This window comes from Duganella sp., assembly GCF_039595735.1.
Lineage (GTDB): Bacteria > Pseudomonadota > Gammaproteobacteria > Burkholderiales > Burkholderiaceae_D > Rugamonas.
Genome location: NZ_JBCNLB010000002.1, coordinates 105923 through 120805, shown reverse-complemented (window position 1 = coordinate 120805; position 14883 = coordinate 105923). Strand labels below are relative to the sequence as shown.

The window sequence follows — 14883 nt, the reverse complement described above, 5'->3', positions numbered from 1 at the left end:
GCTCAGGCGTTGTTGCGGTGGATGGTGGCGCCGACCCGGCCCAGGGCCACCACGAAAGCATCCGCCAGCGTGGCCTTGGTCACCACATCTTCCAGGTTCACGCCCAGGTGGACGATGGTCTGGGCGATCTGCGGCCGGATGCCGCTGATGATGCAGTCGGCCCCCATCAGGCGGGCGGCGGCGATGGTCTTCATCAGGTGCTGGGCCACCAGGGTGTCCACGGTCGGCACGCCGGTGATGTCGATAATGGCAATGGCGGCGCCGGTCTCGACAATTTTTTCCAGCAGGCTTTCCATCACCACCTGGCTGCGCGCGCTGTCCAGGGTGCCGATCAGGGGCAGCGCCAGCACGTCGTGCCACAGCTTGACCACCGGGGTCGACAGTTCCATCAGCTCCTGCTGCTGGCGCACGATGATCTGGTCGCGGCTTTTCTGGAACACTTCCACCACGTACAGGCCCAGCTGGTCAAGCAAGGTGCTGACGGCCCACAGGGCGTCGGCCAGCAATTGCGGCTCCTGCACCAGCTCGCGGCGCACCATGCTGAACAGCGACTGCTTGAGCGAGAACACAAATGTGGCCGTCTCATTCGGGGTCGATCCCTGACGCGCGCGCTGGCTGGAGATATCGCCCAGCAGGTCGCGCACCTCGTCCCAGTGGCGGCTATTGATATCCTCGAAACCGCCGGCCGCAATCGCGGTCGGCAGCAAGGCCAGGAACTGTTGCGTATGGCGCTGACTGGTGTTGGCGTCGCTGCGGAAGCTCTTGGCCTGCAGTTCGCCGGTCCAGACCGACAGGATATCGTGCTCATGCTGCTTGATCAGTGCGCTCAGGCGCTGGACGGTGTCATTGGTGCTCATTCAATCCCCAGATTTTGGTTGATGTAACCATCGCACTATATAGCATTCAGTCAACAATGACCGCTTTCTATCGTGCGCATCTGACAAATCGCTTGTTTTTTTGATTTCTAGTGTTATACTTCACTACAACACCACTTCATCAACACAGCGTAAGGGGTAACTATGTATGTGGAATGACAATGCGCCGATTTATCGGCAGCTGAAAGACAAGGTCGTCGGCATGATGCTGGACGGCCTGTTGAAACCGGGCGATGCCCTGCCCTCGGTGCGGCAGATCGCCGCCGATTATCAACTCAATCCGATCACGGTCTCGCGTGCCTACCAGGAACTGGTGGACGAGACGCTGGTCGAAAAACGGAGGGGTTTAGGTATGTACGTGACTGATGGCGCCCGCGACAAACTGCTGGCCAGCGAACGCGAACGCTTCCTGCGCGAAGATTGGCCGGCCATGCTGGAACGCATCCGCCGCCTTGGCCTGGATCTGGAAGCCTTGCTGAAGGCGGCGCCCGGAGGTGCCGTATGAGCGCCATCATCACCGCCACCAATCTCGGCAAGCGCTACGGCAAGCAGACCGCGCTGGATGGCACCAGTTTCCAAGTCGAAGCAGGCCGCATTGTCGGCCTGATCGGCCCCAACGGTTCCGGCAAGACCACCACCCTCAAGGCCATCCTCGGCCTGACGCAGTTCGAGGGCGAGCTGTCGGTACTGGGCATGGACCCGCGCACCCAGCGCGAGGAACTGATGAACGAGGTCTGCTTCATTGCCGATGTCGCCATCCTGCCGCGCTGGCTCAAGGTCAAGGACGCTATCGATTTCGTCGAAGGCGTGCACCCGCGCTTTGACCGCGCCAAGGCGGAAAAATACATCGCCAACACCAAGCTGACGCCGGACATGAAGGTGAAAGCCATGTCCAAGGGCATGGTGGTGCAGCTGCACCTGGCGCTGGTGATGGCCATCGACGCCAAGCTGCTGGTGCTGGACGAACCGACCCTCGGGCTGGACATCCTGTACCGCAAGCAGTTTTACCAGAACCTGCTGGAAGACTACTTCGACGAGAACAAGACCATTCTCATCACCACCCACCAGATCGAGGAAGTCGAGCACATCCTCACCGACCTGATGTTCATTGAAAACGGCAAGATTTCGCTGGCCGCGTCGATGGATGAAGTGGGCGAGCGCTTTACCGAAGTGATGGTGGAGCCGCAGTTCGTGGCCGCCGCCAACGCGCTGCGGCCGCTGAGCCAGCGCACCGTGTTCGGCAAGGCCGTGATGCTGTTTGATGGCGTGCAGCGCCAGCAACTGTCGAATTTTGGCGAACTGCGCACGCCGAGCGTGGCCGATCTGTTCGTCGCCACCATGAAAGGGAGCTACGCATGAAAACCATGAAATGGCTGATCAAGCGCGAGATGTGGGAAAACAAGGGCATGCTGCTGTGGACGCCGGTGGCGATCGCCGCCGCGGTGGCCGTGCTGGCCCTGGCCAGCATCTTCCTCGGCAAGTCCGGCAACTTCGAGGTGCAGGGCCAACACCTCGGCAGCGTCACCATCGAGGGCAAGATGCGTGCGCAGATTGCCGAGATGATGGCGCAGGTGTACGTCGCCGCCGGCATGCCGGTGCTGATGATCCTGAGCCTGCTGGTGTTCTTCTACTGCTTGAACGCGCTGCACGACGAACGCCGCGACCGCAGCCTGCTGTTCTGGAAATCGCTGCCGGTGTCGGACTTCACCACGGTGATGTCCAAGCTGCTGCTGGCGGTGGTGGTGGCGCCGCTGATCGCGATGGGCATCGCCATCGCGCTGGGCCTGGTCATCCTGCTGGCCGCCTGCGTGATGCTGGCCATGCACGGCACGAATATGTTTGGCGCAGTGTTGTCGCAGCCGGACTTCTACCTGACCCCGCTGCGGCTGGTGGGCTTGCTGCCGGTGTACGCGCTGTGGGCCTTGCCGACGGTGGGCTGGCTGCTGATGGTGTCCAGCATGGCGCGCTCCAAGGTGTTCCTGTGGGCGGTCGGCACGCCGCTGATCACCACGCTGCTGATGCTGTGGGCCGAGAAAGCGCTGCACCTGGGCTTCAACACCGGCTGGTTTGCCAGCAACGTCACCAGCCGCCTGCTGCTGAGTGTGGTGCCCGGCTCGTGGCTGAACTTCCCCCACAAAGAGGAGATGGCCGAAGCGGCGGCGCAGCGGATGGCCGTGCCGGAAGTGATCTTCAACCTGTCGTGGGCGTCGCTGGGCAACCCCAGCATGTGGGTCGGCGCCGCCGCCGGCGTGGCGATGATTGCCGTCGCCGTCATCATGCGCCGCCGCCGCGAAGAGGTGTAAGCCTTATTCGAACTGCTTGCGGAATTCGGCAAACTGCGCGGTGAGTTCATCCACTTGCCGCCGCAGTTGCTGGACTTCCTGCTCCAGCGCGCCGATGCGGGTGCCCTGCCCGCCGCCGCTCACCGGTCCGCCCAGGCTGGCCGCCGTTTCTTCGCGCGCCAGCGCTTCTTCCCCGCCCAGCAGCTGGCCGTAGCGCGGCTCCTTGGTGCCCGGCGCCAGCGCCAGGCGCGACACCAGCGGCGGATATTTATCGATCAGGAATTGCAGCGCCAGCTCCACATCGCCCACCGACTTGAAGTCGTGCAGACGGCCGGTGCGGGTGCGGATTTCGCCGGCGGTCTGCAGGCCGCGCAGCATCAGCACGGTCAGCACCGCCAGCTTGTCCTGCTCCAGCGACCATTTGATGCGCATGCGGTGTTCGTACTTGGTCACGCGCGCGCCCGCTTGCGTGATGCCGTTGACATATTTGCGCTGCATCAGGCGCTGCAGCACATCGGCCACCGTCTCTTCCGACAATGCCATCACCGGATCGCGGCTCGACAGCTGATTACAGCCATTCACCAGCGCGTTGAGCGACATCGGATAATTATCCGGCGTCAGCGCTTCCTTTTCGGCCAGCACGGCCAGTACGCGGATTTCAAACGGGTCCAGTACTTCTGCACCTTCTTCCATGACTGCTTCCTTATTCGACAAGCTTGTTCAGTTGGGCGGAATTCAATTTATCACACTCGGGTACGCTCTGACACTCCAACCCCGCCGCCTTCATGGTTGCCACCAGTTGTTCGATGCGCTGCTCCTGCTTGACGGCGTTTTCGATCAGCCCGCGCAAGGCCTTGGATAAAGGATCGTCGCCATTTGGCGTGACGCCATACGCGGCGAACGGATTCGGCACGGCATTCAGTTCCTTCTGCACGATGTGGGCCGGATTGCCGACCGCCGTCGCGCCTGGCGGCACCGGCTTCAGCAGCACGGCATTCGAGCCGACCTTGGCGTATTCGCCCACGGTAAAGCCGCCCAGCACCTTGGCGCCGGCGCCGACGATGACGCCGCGCGCCAGCGTCGGATGGCGCTTGGTCCCGGTATGCAGCGAGGTGCCGCCCAGGGTCACGCCCTGATAGATGGTGCAATCGTCGCCCACTTCAGCGGTCTCGCCGATCACCACGCCGAAGCCGTGGTCGATGAACACGCGGCGGCCGATGGTGGCGCCGGGGTGAATTTCAATTCCGGTAATGATGCGCGCGAGATAAGAGATGAAACGGCCCAGCCATTTCAACTGATGGGTCCAGCACCAGTGCGCCCAGCGGTGCATGACAATGGCTTGCAGGCCGGGATAGCAGGTCAATACCTCCCAGGCGTTGCGGGCGGCGGGATCGCGTTCGATGATGCTGTTGATGTCTTGGCGCAGACGATGAAACATGGCTTATCCAGAATGACAACCGGTATTTGCATGGTAGCGTATCCGGCTGGGGATTGCTGAACAGCGGCTGACTTTGAAGGAGGGAGAGAACCGGCGGCCCTCGAAGTCGGCCGCCGGTGAATGCGTATCGCGCTTACACTTCCTTGGCGAGACGCTGGCGGCGGGCCTCGTACAGACAGACGCCCGATGCAACGGAGACGTTCAGGCTCTCAACCGAGCCGAACATTGGAATGCTGACCAGCATGTCGCAGGTTTCGCGCGTCAGGCGACGCATACCCTCGCCTTCCGACCCCATGACCAGCGCGGTCGGGCCGGTGAAGTCGGCTTCGTACAGACCTTTTTCACCGTCGTCCGAGGTGCCGATCAGCCAGATGTCGCGTTCTTTCAGTTCGCGCAGGGTGCGCGCCAGGTTGGTGACGGTGATGTAAGGCACGGTCTCGGCCGCGCCGGAGGCGACCTTGGCGGCGGTGGCATTCAGGCCGACCGCGCGGTCCTTCGGCACGATCACCGCGTGCGCGCCGACGCCGTCGGCCACGCGCAGGCAGGCGCCCAGGTTGTGCGGATCGGTAATGCCGTCCAGCACCAGCAGCAGCGGCGGGCCGTCAATGGCGTCCAGCAGCTCATCCAGATTACGCGCCAGCGCGATCTGCGAGGCAAACGCGATCACGCCCTGGTGACGGCGGGTGCCGACGATTTTATCCAGACGCGCGGCATCGACCGGCATCACGCGCACGCCAGCCGCTTTCGCATTGGCGATCAGGTCTTTCATGCGGCGGTCGTCGCGCGTGGCGTCGACGAAAATTTCTTCCACCGAGGCGGCTTCGTGACGCAGGCGCGAGGTCACCGCGTGGAAACCGAAAATCATTTTGTTCTTGCTCATTTATCGCTTCTTCTTACTTTTTAGGGCAGCTTTTTTGACTGCTCTGGGTTTGGCTGCCGGGGCCGCCTTGGGCTTGCTGGCAGCCTTCTTGGCGGCTGGCTTTGTAGGCGCAGCAGCCGGCTTGCGGGTCGTCGGCTTGGCGGCCGGGATCGCCGGGCCAGGCTTGATGTTGGTTTTGCGGTCCCTGGACGGCGCGTCGGGCTTGCCTTCGCGCGGCTCGGGCGCGTCGGCGCCGGCCAGGCGCAGGTCGATCTTGCGCGACTCCAGGTCCACGCGCACCACTTGCACGCTGACGTGGTCGGTCAGCTGGAACTTCTTGCCGGTGCGCTCGCCTTTCAGCTCGTGCCGCGCGTCGTCGTACTGGAAGTAATCCTGGCCCAGATCGGTGACATGCACCAGGCCTTCCACGAACAACTGGTCCAGCTGCACGAAGATGCCAAAGGTGGTCACCCCGGTGATGATGCCGGTGTATTCCTCGCCCAGCTTGTCCTGCATGAAGTAGCACTTCAGCCAGTTCTCGACGTCGCGCGAGGCTTCGTCGGCGCGGCGCTCGTTGGCCGAGCAGTGCACGCCCAGCGCGTCCCACACGGTCATGTCGGCGGCTTTTTTCTCCTTGCCTTCGGCCTTGTCCTTGGCCTGCTGCTTGCGGGTGGCGTTCGAGACGTTGGTGTTCAGCACGCTGTTGTCGGCGATCTTCGGCTCGTACTTTTTACCCAGCAGGATGGCCTTGATGGCGCGGTGCGTCAGCAAGTCCGGATAGCGGCGGATCGGGCTGGTGAAGTGGGCATACGCCTCATACGCCAGGCCGAAGTGGCCGATATTGTCCGGCGAGTACACCGCCTGCTGCATCGAGCGCAGCAGCATGGTTTGCAGCAGCGAGGCGTCCGGACGCTCCTTGATTTCCTTCATCAGGGCGGCGTAGTCGGCCGCGGCCGGCTTGTCGCCGCCGCCCAGGTGCAGATTGACCTGCTTGAGGAAGGTGCGCACCTGCTTCAGCTTTTCAGCAGTCGGCGTGGCGTGGATGCGGTAGGTGCCAGGATGCTTGTGGCGGATCAGCAGATCGGCCGCGCACACGTTGGCGGTCAGCATGCACTCCTCGATCAGGCGGTGCGCATCGTTGCGGGTGCGCGGGATGATCTTTTCGATCTTGCCGTTCGGGTTGCAGACGATGTAGGTTTCGGTGGTTTCGAAATCGATGGCGCCGCGCTCGGCGCGCGCTTTCAGCAGCGCCTGGAACACGTCGTACAGGTTCAGCAGGTGCGGCACGATGCCTGGACGGCGCGCGGCTTCCGGCCCCCTGGTGTTGCCGAGGATGTCGGCCACTTCGGTGTAGGTCAGGCGCGCGGCCGAGTGGATTACGGCCGGATAGAACTGGTAAGCCTTGATTTCACCCTTGGCGGTGACCACCGCGTCGCACACCAGGGTGAGACGGTCGACTGCCGGGTTCAGCGAGCACAGGCCGTTCGACAGTTTTTCCGGCAGCATCGGAATCACGCGGCGCGGGAAGTAGACCGAGGTGCTGCGTTGCAGGGCATCGGCATCCAGCGCATCGTTCGGCTTGACGTAGTGGCTGACGTCGGCAATCGCGACGATCAGGCGGTAGCCTTTGCTGCGGCCGATCTTGATCGGTTCGCAGTAGACCGCGTCGTCGAAGTCGCGTGCGTCTTCGCCGTCGATGGTGACCAGCGGCACGTCGCGCAGGTCGACACGGTCGCCCCAATCGCTTTCGCGCACGTGGTCGGGCAGCCTGTTGGCTTGTTTCAGCGCGGCGTCCGAAAAGATATGCGGCACGCCGAACTTGCGCACGGCGATCTCGATTTCCATGCCGGGATCGTCCAGCGAACCCAGCACTTCCACGATCTTGCCGACCGGCTGCTTGAAGCGCATCGGCTGTTCGGTCAGCTCGACGCTGACGATCTGGCCGGCCTTGGCCTTGCCGATCGCGCCTTCCACCAGCACATCCTGCTGGATGCGCTGGTCTTCCGGCGCCACGACCCAGGTGCCGTTTTCGTTCAGCAGGCGGCCGATGATGTGGGTGTTGGCGCGTTGCGTGACTTCCACGATGGTGCCTTCCGGGCGGCCTCGGCGGTCCACGCCGACAATCTTGGCCAGCACGCGGTCGCCATGCAGCACTTTCTGCATTTCCTTCTCAGGCAGGAACAGGTCTTCGCCCGGCTCATCCGGAATCACGAAGCCGAAACCATCGCGGTGGCTGCTGACGCGTCCGGCGATGAAGCCGGTCTGCGTGGCCAGCGTGTAGTGGCCGCTGTCGTCCACAATGATCTGGCCGTCGCGCTGCATGGCGTTCAGACGGCGCGACAGGATGGCCTGGGCCTCGGTGGCGACTTTGAGCGTTTTCGCCAGCGCGCGCAGATCTAGCGGGCCTTGGGCGCTGCGGAAGATGCCGAGAATTTCCTCACGGCTGGGAATGGTATGGGTAGATTGGTTCAAAAGTTTTTCTTATTTTTACAGTGTTAGCATATATATGGCACGGCGACAGGCGTAGTGTACTTGGAAACGCCAGCCTTGACCATTTCACGCCGCGTGGCGGACGCCGGCCAAAAATTTTTACGGGAGGCATTTGACTTCGCCAAAGATTCCTCTATAATTCTGGTCTCCCGCAGCGCAAGCAGCGGGATCTGCAAGACAGGGTTGATGTGCAGTAAGGAATGTCACAGTTCATCTGGCGCAAAACTCTCCCGGTCAATATAATAGCAGAGTTGTTGAGCAGCATCAGTGCCCACGTGGCGGAATTGGTAGACGCGCATGGTTCAGGTCCATGTGCCGCAAGGTGTGGGGGTTCGAGTCCCTCCGTGGGCACCACAGAATTCCGCAAAAAATAGCCGCCCGGCTGAACGCGCTCAAGATCGCGTTCATGTCCGGCGGCTTTTTTCATTCTGTCCACTCCAGTTTCAGATGGGCGCCGATTTCGCGCAGCAGATCATGCTCGTTGACCGGCTTGGGCAGGAAAGCCTTGGCGCCAACCTCCAGCGAACGCTCTTCCTCTTCCGGCGTGGAGCTGGCCGAGATAATCAGCACCGGCGTGTCGGCCGTGCGGGCGTCGGCGCGCAGGCGGCGCAAGGTCTCGATGCCATCCATGCCCGGCATCACCATATCCAGCAGCACCATGTCGGGCCGGATGGCCTGGGTTTGCATCAGCGCCGACATGCCGTTTTCCGCCTCCAGCGTGCGGAAGCCGAGCGAGCCCAGCAGATCGCGCAGCAGCGCGCGGTTGGTGGCCACGTCGTCCACCACCAGGATGGTCTTGCGCGGGCCGACGTAGCCGGTGGCGATCTGCTCAGTCCCGACTTTTACGCCCGCCACCTCGGCCACCGGCAGCGGCACATCAAACCAGAAGCGGCTGCCCTGCCCCGGCGCGCTTTCCACCTGCAACACGCCGCCCATCAGTTGCACCAGCTGGCGGCTGATGGCCAGTCCGAGGCCGGTGCCGCCGGCACGGCGCGCAGCATCGCCAGCCTGCTCGAACGGCCGGAAGATGGCTTCGTGCTGATCCGCGGCAATGCCGATACCGTCATCCAGCACCTCGAAACGCAAGCGCGCCACGTCGGCGGCCTGCCCCTGCTCCGCCGGCAGCGGCGAGACGCGCAGGCGCACCGCGCCGCGGTCGGTGAATTTCAGCGCATTGCCCAGCAGGTTGAGCAGCACCTGGCGCAGCCGCGTTTCATCGACGCTGACCGCTGGCGGCAAATCCGCCACCAGCACCAGCTCAAAGTGCAGATGCTTTTGCTCGGCGCGCACACGCATGATGTCGGCCACCACCGACAGCAACTCCCCCAGCCCCACCGGCTTGGGATGGAACTCCATCTTGCCGGCATCCACACGCGACAGGTCGAGCACATCGTTGATCAGCGCCAGCAAGTGCTGGCCGCCCTGATGGATGGTGCTGATGCCGGTCTGCTGCTGCGCAGTCAGGCTCTTGTCGCGCTTGAGGATTTGCGTGTAGCCGAGGATGGCATTCAACGGCGTCCGCAGCTCGTGGCTCATCGAGGCCAGGAAAGCGCTCTTGGCGCGGTTGGCCACCTCGGCGCGCTCCATGGCGGCGCGCAGATCATCGTTGGCCTTTTGCAGTTCGGCGTTGACCGCCGCCAGTTGCGCCGGACTGGGGATGCGCAGCGCGATCGGCACCAGGCGGATCATGGCAATGGCGGTCACCACCGAGGCGGCGGCAGTGATGGCTTTCAGACTGACCGACAGCACATAGTCCGGCTTCCACACCACCCAGATATCGGCCACGTGGGTGGCGCCGCAGGCCAGGATGAAAATGCCGAAAGCGATAAACATCCAGTCGAACGGCATGTCGCGCCGCTTGCGGATGAAATAAATCAGGCTGATCGGAATGGAGAGATAAGCAAGCGCGATCAGGGCGTCGGAGATCACACTCGTCCACAGGATGGAAGGAATCCACAGAAAACAGTGGCCGTGAGGCATGAATCCTTCGCTGCTGAACCAGTTACTGATCATTTCCATTTCCCGCCTCCGGATTGTTGAAATGACAGTATTAAGCTTACGAAACAGCATCACAAGATGCAAGAAGAAAAATACTTGCGAAAAACAAGCCGCACCCGTAGAATGTTGGCCTCTGACGCGGACAAAACGCAACAGAGCAGCAGTAAAATTGCCCACGTGGCGGAATTGGTAGACGCGCATGGTTCAGGTCCATGTGCCGCAAGGTGTGGGGGTTCGAGTCCCTCCGTGGGCACCAGGAATTCCGCAAAGAGCCTCCTTCGGGAGGCTTTTTTGTTTTCCGGTGCCATAATGCCGCCAAGGAGCTTGCGATGAACAATTTCTACTGGGTAAATGAACCGAGGGCATGGCACCGTGATGGCGACACCCTGTCGGTCGTCACGGATGGCAAAACCGACTTCTGGAGCAAGACCTGGTATGGTTTTGAACGCTTCTCCGGACACTTTTATGGCGCCGATGTCAGCGGCGACTTCACTTTCCAGGTCAACGTAAAGGCCGGCTTTGAGGCGCTTTACGATCAGGCCGGCATCATGTTGCTGGGCGACGAAACCCATTGGCTCAAGGCCGGCATCGAATTCAACGATGGCGCACCGGCCATCGGCAGCGTGCTCACCTTGCAGCACTCCGATTGGGCAACCGGCGTCTTCCCCGGCGACGCCAGGGAATTCTGGATGCGTCTGACCCGCAAGGGCGATGCGCTGCGCCTGCAATACTCGGCCGATGGCAGGCACTGGCCGCTGCTGCGGCTGGCCCACTTTCCCGGCTTTGACCAGTGCGCGGTGGGCGTCATGTGCTGCACGCCGGAGCGCGCCGGCCTGTCGGTGCGGTTTGAAGACTTTGCCCTCACGCCTGCCCTGGAAAAAGACCTGCACGACCTGAGTTGAATGATGTCGCGGAAATAATTTCACAAAAGCAGCAATTTACTATTGACGGTTGGCCGATCGCCCTTTAAGATGCGTGCCTTCTGTTGCAGAACAACGCAGCAGAAAGTAACGAGACAGCATCAGCGCCCACGTGGCGGAATTGGTAGACGCGCATGGTTCAGGTCCATGTGCCGCAAGGTGTAGGGGTTCGAGTCCCTTCGTGGGCACCAAGCGCTGATAGCTGCAAGTTACACATGCCCACGTGGCGGAATTGGTAGACGCGCATGGTTCAGGTCCATGTGCCGCAAGGTGTGGGGGTTCGAGTCCCTCCGTGGGCACCAGGAATTCCGCAAAAAAGCCTCCTTCGGGAGGCTTTTTTCATTTCTGCTTACAGCGCCGCTTTGACCGCGTCCGCCAGCGCGATGGTCGGGTGGCCGATCAGTTTGCTCAGGGTGCGGCTGTCGTCGAACAGCGCGCCTTTTGCGGCCTGGGCGTCCGAGTCCGCGATCAGGTCGGCCAGCGGCGCCGGCAGGCCGACGCTCACCAGCATGTCGCGGAAGTCCTGTTGCGGCAGGTTGTGGAACGGGATGTTCTTGCCAGTCTGGCGCGACACTTCCGCCGCCAGCTCTGCCAGGGTGAAGCCAGTGTCGCCAGCCAGTTCGTACACTTGCGCGACCGGCCCGGCGCTGGTCAGCACCGCCGCTGCCGCTTCCGCATAGTCCGCCCGCGCCGCCGCCGAGATGCGGCCCTCGCCCGCCGCCCCAGCCAACGCGCCATGCGCTACCGCACCGCCCAAACCGGCGGTGTGGTTTTCCACATACCAGCCATTGCGCAGCAAGGTGTAGGGCAAGCCTGCAGCACGTACCGCAGCTTCGGTTTCACGGTGCTCGCCGGCCAGCCCCAGCGTCGAACGATCCGCATGCAGCACGCTGGTGTAGGCCAGCAGGCTGACCTTGGCGCGCGCGGCGGCGTCGATCGCGTTGCGGTGCTGCGCCACGCGGTTGCCCAGGTCGTTCGACGAAATCAGCAGCACTTTGCTGGCGCCGGCAAACGCCGCGTCCAGCGAGGCCGGATCGGTATAGTCGGCGCGGCGCACTTGCACGCCTTGCGCCGCCAGATCGGCCGCCTTGGCCGGATCGCGCACGGCGGCAACGATCTGCGCCGCAGGGGTGGTTTTAAGCAGGTTGGCAATGACGAGACGGCCCAGTTGGCCGGTTGCAGCGGTAACGACAATCATGGAATCCTCCGTTCAAAAAGTTGATGAGGCCATGATATAGGCTATACTTACGATTTGTAAGTACGCACATTTTAGTAAGTACCCCAAGGAGCCCGCCATGACCAGCAAATCCCTGCTCAAGACCATCCAGCAGATGACGCAGCAAGATCCGCAACGCGCCCAGGTGATGGCGGCCGACTGCCCTTCCCGCGCCGTACTCGGCCATATCACCAGCCGCTGGGGCGTGCTGGTGCTGGTGATGCTGCTGGAGCGCACCCACCGCTTCAGCGAGCTGCGCCGCGCCGTCGGCGGGGTCAGCGAGAAGATGCTGGCGCAAACGCTGGATGCCCTGACTCAGGACGGCCTGGTGTTGCGGGTAGCGCATCAGGTGGTGCCGCCGCACGTGGAATACAGCCTGACGCCGCTGGGCCGCGCGGCCGCCGAACGGCTGGAAGTGCTGGTCGACTGGATCGAGGACAATTTCCCGCTGATCCAACAGGCGCAGCAAGCCTACACACAGAAGGCGGCGTAACACTGGCCGCGCATGCCAATCTTGTAATACACTGACCAGACGCCGCCTTGCCGGAGCCGCACCAGCCAGACATGATGCCGCCGTTCTCAGCCGATCAGCCGCACACCATCCTGATAGCCTCCAGCACGGCTTACGATGCCGCAGCCCTGCGTCAGATGCTGGCGCGCCATCATTTTGAAGTGCACGCCGTCAGCCGCGGCGACGAAGCGCTGGCCGCCACCCGCCGTGGGCCGATCGCCCTGGTCCTGCTGGACGTGGCCCTGGCCGGCAGTGCCAGCCTGGAGCTGTGCGCCCGCCTGCAACAGACCAGCCAGCAGCCGCTGCCGGTGTTCCTGCTGTCCACCCACCCCAGCGAGGAAGAACGCGTCCGCGCTTATGAGGCCGGAGCCGCCGCCTATCTGCCGATGAATTTCCCGGTCGATGACATGGCGGAAAAAATTCTGCTCTACCTGCAGGCCATTTCGCCGGCGCCGGTGCTGGCCGGCCTGCCGACCATGGCGACGCTGGAAGTCAACTATCACACCATTCTGGCCGGCTCGCCGGACGCCATCTTGCTGATCCAGCGCGGCAGCAACCTGATCCTCGACGTCAACCGCCGCGCGCGCCAGCTGTTCGGCATGAGCGAGGCCGAGATGCTGCAGACCGACCTGCTGGCCTTATGCCCGGCCACGCAGGCGGACGGGCGCCCCAGCGCCGCGGTGTTCGCCACCGATCTGGAACAGGTGATGTCCGGCGAAGTCCAGGTGTTTGAGCTGGACATGCGCCACAGCTCTGGCCGCGCCATGGCGTGCGAATTGCGCATGGTGCCGCTGACCACGCAGGATCACCGCCTGATGCACTTGCGCATCGTCGATGTCACGCCGCGCAAGCTGGCGGCCGAGCTGCGCGACGGCAAGAACGCCCTGCTGGAAATGATTGCGCGCGGCGCTCCCTTGCAGGAAACGCTGGACAAGCTGGTGCGCCTGATCGAAGCCCAGCTGGAGGGCGGCCACTGCACCGTCATGCTGCTCAATGCCGATGGCGCCACGGTGCAAAGCGCGGCCGGCCCCAGCATGCCGCAGGCTTACCTGGACTCACTTAATGGCCTGCAGATCGGCCCCGCGGCCGGTTCCTGCGGCACCGCCATGTACCACAAGGACACCGTGATCGTCAGCGATATCCTGAACGATCCGCGCTGGGAACCCTACCGCGAGGCGGCCCTGCACTATGGCTTGCGCGCCTGCTGGTCGATGCCCATCCTGCTGGACCGCGATATCGTGCTGGGCTCGTTTGCGATGTACTACCCGGAAGTGCGCACGCCAACCGGGGAAGACCGCCGCCTGATCCATACCGCCACCCATCTGGCCGGCATTGCCATCGCCCGCACCCGGCGCGAGGAGGAATTGCAACGCCACCGCGAACATCTGGAAGAACTGGTGTCCGCCCGCACCGCCGAATTGCAGCAAGCCAAAGACGAAGTGGAAGACGCCAACCACGAGCTGACCACGGCCCTCGACAATCTCGGCCGGACACAGGAGGAACTGACCCGGCGCGACAAGCTGGCCGCGCTGGGCGCCCTGGTGGCCGGCGTCGCCCACGAGCTGAACACGCCGATCGGCAACAGCCTGATGATGGCCGGCAGCATGAGCGAGCGTACCGCCGCCCTGCGGCACGACCTGGAAAGCGGCCTGCGGCGCTCGGTGCTGCAGGACTATCTCGACCAGGCAGCGGCCGCCGATGAGGTGGTGCTGCGCAATCTGAACCGCGCCGCCGCGCTGGTGGCCGGTTTCAAGCGCATTGCCGTGGATGGCGTCGATGGCCAGCGCAGCCGCTTCGTGCTGGGCGACGTCATCGCCCAGCTGTTGCAATCGGTACAAGGCGAGGTGCGCCAGCGCGGCCTGGAACTGATCGAGGATGTCGAGCATTGGCTGGAAATGGACAGCTACCCCGGGCCGCTGTCGCAAGCGCTGCACAACTTGATCGAAAACAGCCTGTTGCACGGCTTTGACACCCGCAGCAACCGCAGTCAAGGCAGCATCACCTTGTCCGCGCACGACAGCGGCAACGGCGAAATTGCCATCACCCTGAGCGATACCGGCAGCGGCATCGCCGCCGGGCACCTGCCGCGCATCTACGATCCCTTCTTCACCACCAAGCTGGGCGCGGGCGGTTCCGGCCTCGGTTTGTATATAACGCACAACATCGTGACCGGCGTGCTGGGCGGCCGCATCGAGGCCGCCAGCACGCCCGGCCACGGCGCCAGCTTCATGCTGCGCCTGCCCAAGGTGGCGCCGCTCTGACCAGCGCGAAGTTTTTTCCGCCTCGCAATTGTT

Annotated in this window: 13 protein-coding genes and 4 tRNA genes; 10 read left to right on the top strand and 7 right to left on the bottom strand. The window is 63.1% G+C overall.

Annotation, left to right across the window (positions count from 1 at the left end; translation table 11 throughout):
- Window positions 1-2: 2 nt before the first annotated feature.
- A complete protein-coding gene (locus ABDW57_RS05595; protein WP_343729221.1) occupies window positions 3-857 on the bottom strand; it encodes an STAS domain-containing protein in 855 nt (284 codons plus the stop codon).
- 166 nt (window positions 858-1023) lie between these two features.
- On the opposite strand from ABDW57_RS05595, the gene ABDW57_RS05590 reads away from it, so the two are divergent.
- From ABDW57_RS05590 to ABDW57_RS05580, 3 genes are read left to right on the top strand one after another with little or no spacing between them, the layout of a single operon-like run.
- On the top strand, window positions 1024-1380 hold the full coding sequence (locus ABDW57_RS05590) for a GntR family transcriptional regulator (protein ID WP_343729220.1): 357 nt from the start codon (window positions 1024-1026) through the stop codon (window positions 1378-1380).
- Window positions 1377-2234 carry an ABC transporter ATP-binding protein gene (locus tag ABDW57_RS05585; protein WP_343729219.1) on the top strand — a complete coding sequence of 286 codons (858 nt, stop codon included), beginning with the start codon at window positions 1377-1379 and terminating at the stop codon, window positions 2232-2234. The genes ABDW57_RS05590 and ABDW57_RS05585 overlap by 4 nt, the downstream gene beginning before the upstream one ends.
- Window positions 2231-3178 (top strand): hypothetical protein, encoded by a 948-nt coding sequence (locus tag ABDW57_RS05580; protein WP_343729218.1) that lies wholly within the window; start codon window positions 2231-2233, stop codon window positions 3176-3178. Before ABDW57_RS05585 ends, ABDW57_RS05580 begins: the two co-directional genes overlap by 4 nt.
- Before the next feature lie 3 nt (window positions 3179-3181).
- Here ABDW57_RS05580 and ABDW57_RS05575 read toward each other — a convergent pair whose 3' ends face one another.
- From ABDW57_RS05575 to rnr, 4 genes are all read right to left on the bottom strand, one after another.
- The gene (locus ABDW57_RS05575; RefSeq protein WP_343729217.1) at window positions 3182-3850 is read right to left on the bottom strand and encodes a YceH family protein; all 669 of its coding nucleotides are present in this window, start codon (window positions 3848-3850) and stop codon (window positions 3182-3184) included.
- 10 nt (window positions 3851-3860) lie between these two features.
- Window positions 3861-4595, bottom strand: coding sequence for a serine O-acetyltransferase (cysE, locus tag ABDW57_RS05570; protein ID WP_343729216.1), 735 nt, complete (start codon window positions 4593-4595; stop codon window positions 3861-3863).
- A 133-nt stretch (window positions 4596-4728) separates the two neighbouring features.
- Window positions 4729-5475, bottom strand: a complete 747-nt coding sequence (gene rlmB / locus ABDW57_RS05565) for a 23S rRNA (guanosine(2251)-2'-O)-methyltransferase RlmB (protein WP_343729215.1) — start codon at window positions 5473-5475, stop codon at window positions 4729-4731.
- A complete protein-coding gene (gene rnr / locus ABDW57_RS05560; protein ID WP_343729214.1) occupies window positions 5476-7926 on the bottom strand; it encodes a ribonuclease R in 2451 nt (816 codons plus the stop codon).
- Between the two features lie 287 nt (window positions 7927-8213).
- Between rnr and ABDW57_RS05555 the strand changes: the two genes are divergently transcribed.
- A tRNA-Leu gene (locus ABDW57_RS05555) sits at window positions 8214-8298 on the top strand.
- Between the two features lie 69 nt (window positions 8299-8367).
- Here the strand turns inward: ABDW57_RS05555 and ABDW57_RS05550 are convergent.
- Window positions 8368-9963 (bottom strand): ATP-binding protein, encoded by a 1596-nt coding sequence (locus ABDW57_RS05550; protein ID WP_343729213.1) that lies wholly within the window; start codon window positions 9961-9963, stop codon window positions 8368-8370.
- 150 nt (window positions 9964-10113) lie between these two features.
- Here ABDW57_RS05550 and ABDW57_RS05545 point away from each other — a divergent pair.
- From ABDW57_RS05545 to ABDW57_RS05530, 4 genes are all read left to right on the top strand, one after another.
- Window positions 10114-10198, top strand: a tRNA-Leu gene (locus ABDW57_RS05545).
- Window positions 10199-10271: 73 nt separating this feature from the next.
- Window positions 10272-10844, top strand: coding sequence for a DUF1349 domain-containing protein (locus ABDW57_RS05540; RefSeq protein ID WP_343729212.1), 573 nt, complete (start codon window positions 10272-10274; stop codon window positions 10842-10844).
- Window positions 10845-10968: 124 nt separating this feature from the next.
- Window positions 10969-11053: transfer RNA gene (locus tag ABDW57_RS05535), tRNA-Leu, on the top strand.
- Window positions 11054-11079: 26 nt separating this feature from the next.
- Window positions 11080-11164, top strand: a tRNA-Leu gene (locus ABDW57_RS05530).
- Between the two features lie 47 nt (window positions 11165-11211).
- Here ABDW57_RS05530 and ABDW57_RS05525 read toward each other — a convergent pair.
- Window positions 11212-12060: an NAD(P)H-binding protein gene (locus ABDW57_RS05525; protein ID WP_343729211.1), complete on the bottom strand. Its 849-nt coding sequence runs from the start codon at window positions 12058-12060 to the stop codon at window positions 11212-11214.
- A gap of 133 nt (window positions 12061-12193) precedes the next feature.
- Here ABDW57_RS05525 and ABDW57_RS05520 point away from each other — a divergent pair, with 133 nt between their 5' ends.
- Window positions 12194-12571 carry a helix-turn-helix domain-containing protein gene (locus ABDW57_RS05520; protein WP_343729570.1) on the top strand — a complete coding sequence of 126 codons (378 nt, stop codon included), beginning with the start codon at window positions 12194-12196 and terminating at the stop codon, window positions 12569-12571.
- Window positions 12572-12642: 71 nt separating this feature from the next.
- Window positions 12643-14850 (top strand): ATP-binding protein, encoded by a 2208-nt coding sequence (locus tag ABDW57_RS05515; RefSeq protein ID WP_343729210.1) that lies wholly within the window; start codon window positions 12643-12645, stop codon window positions 14848-14850.
- Window positions 14851-14883: the final 33 nt, after the last annotated feature.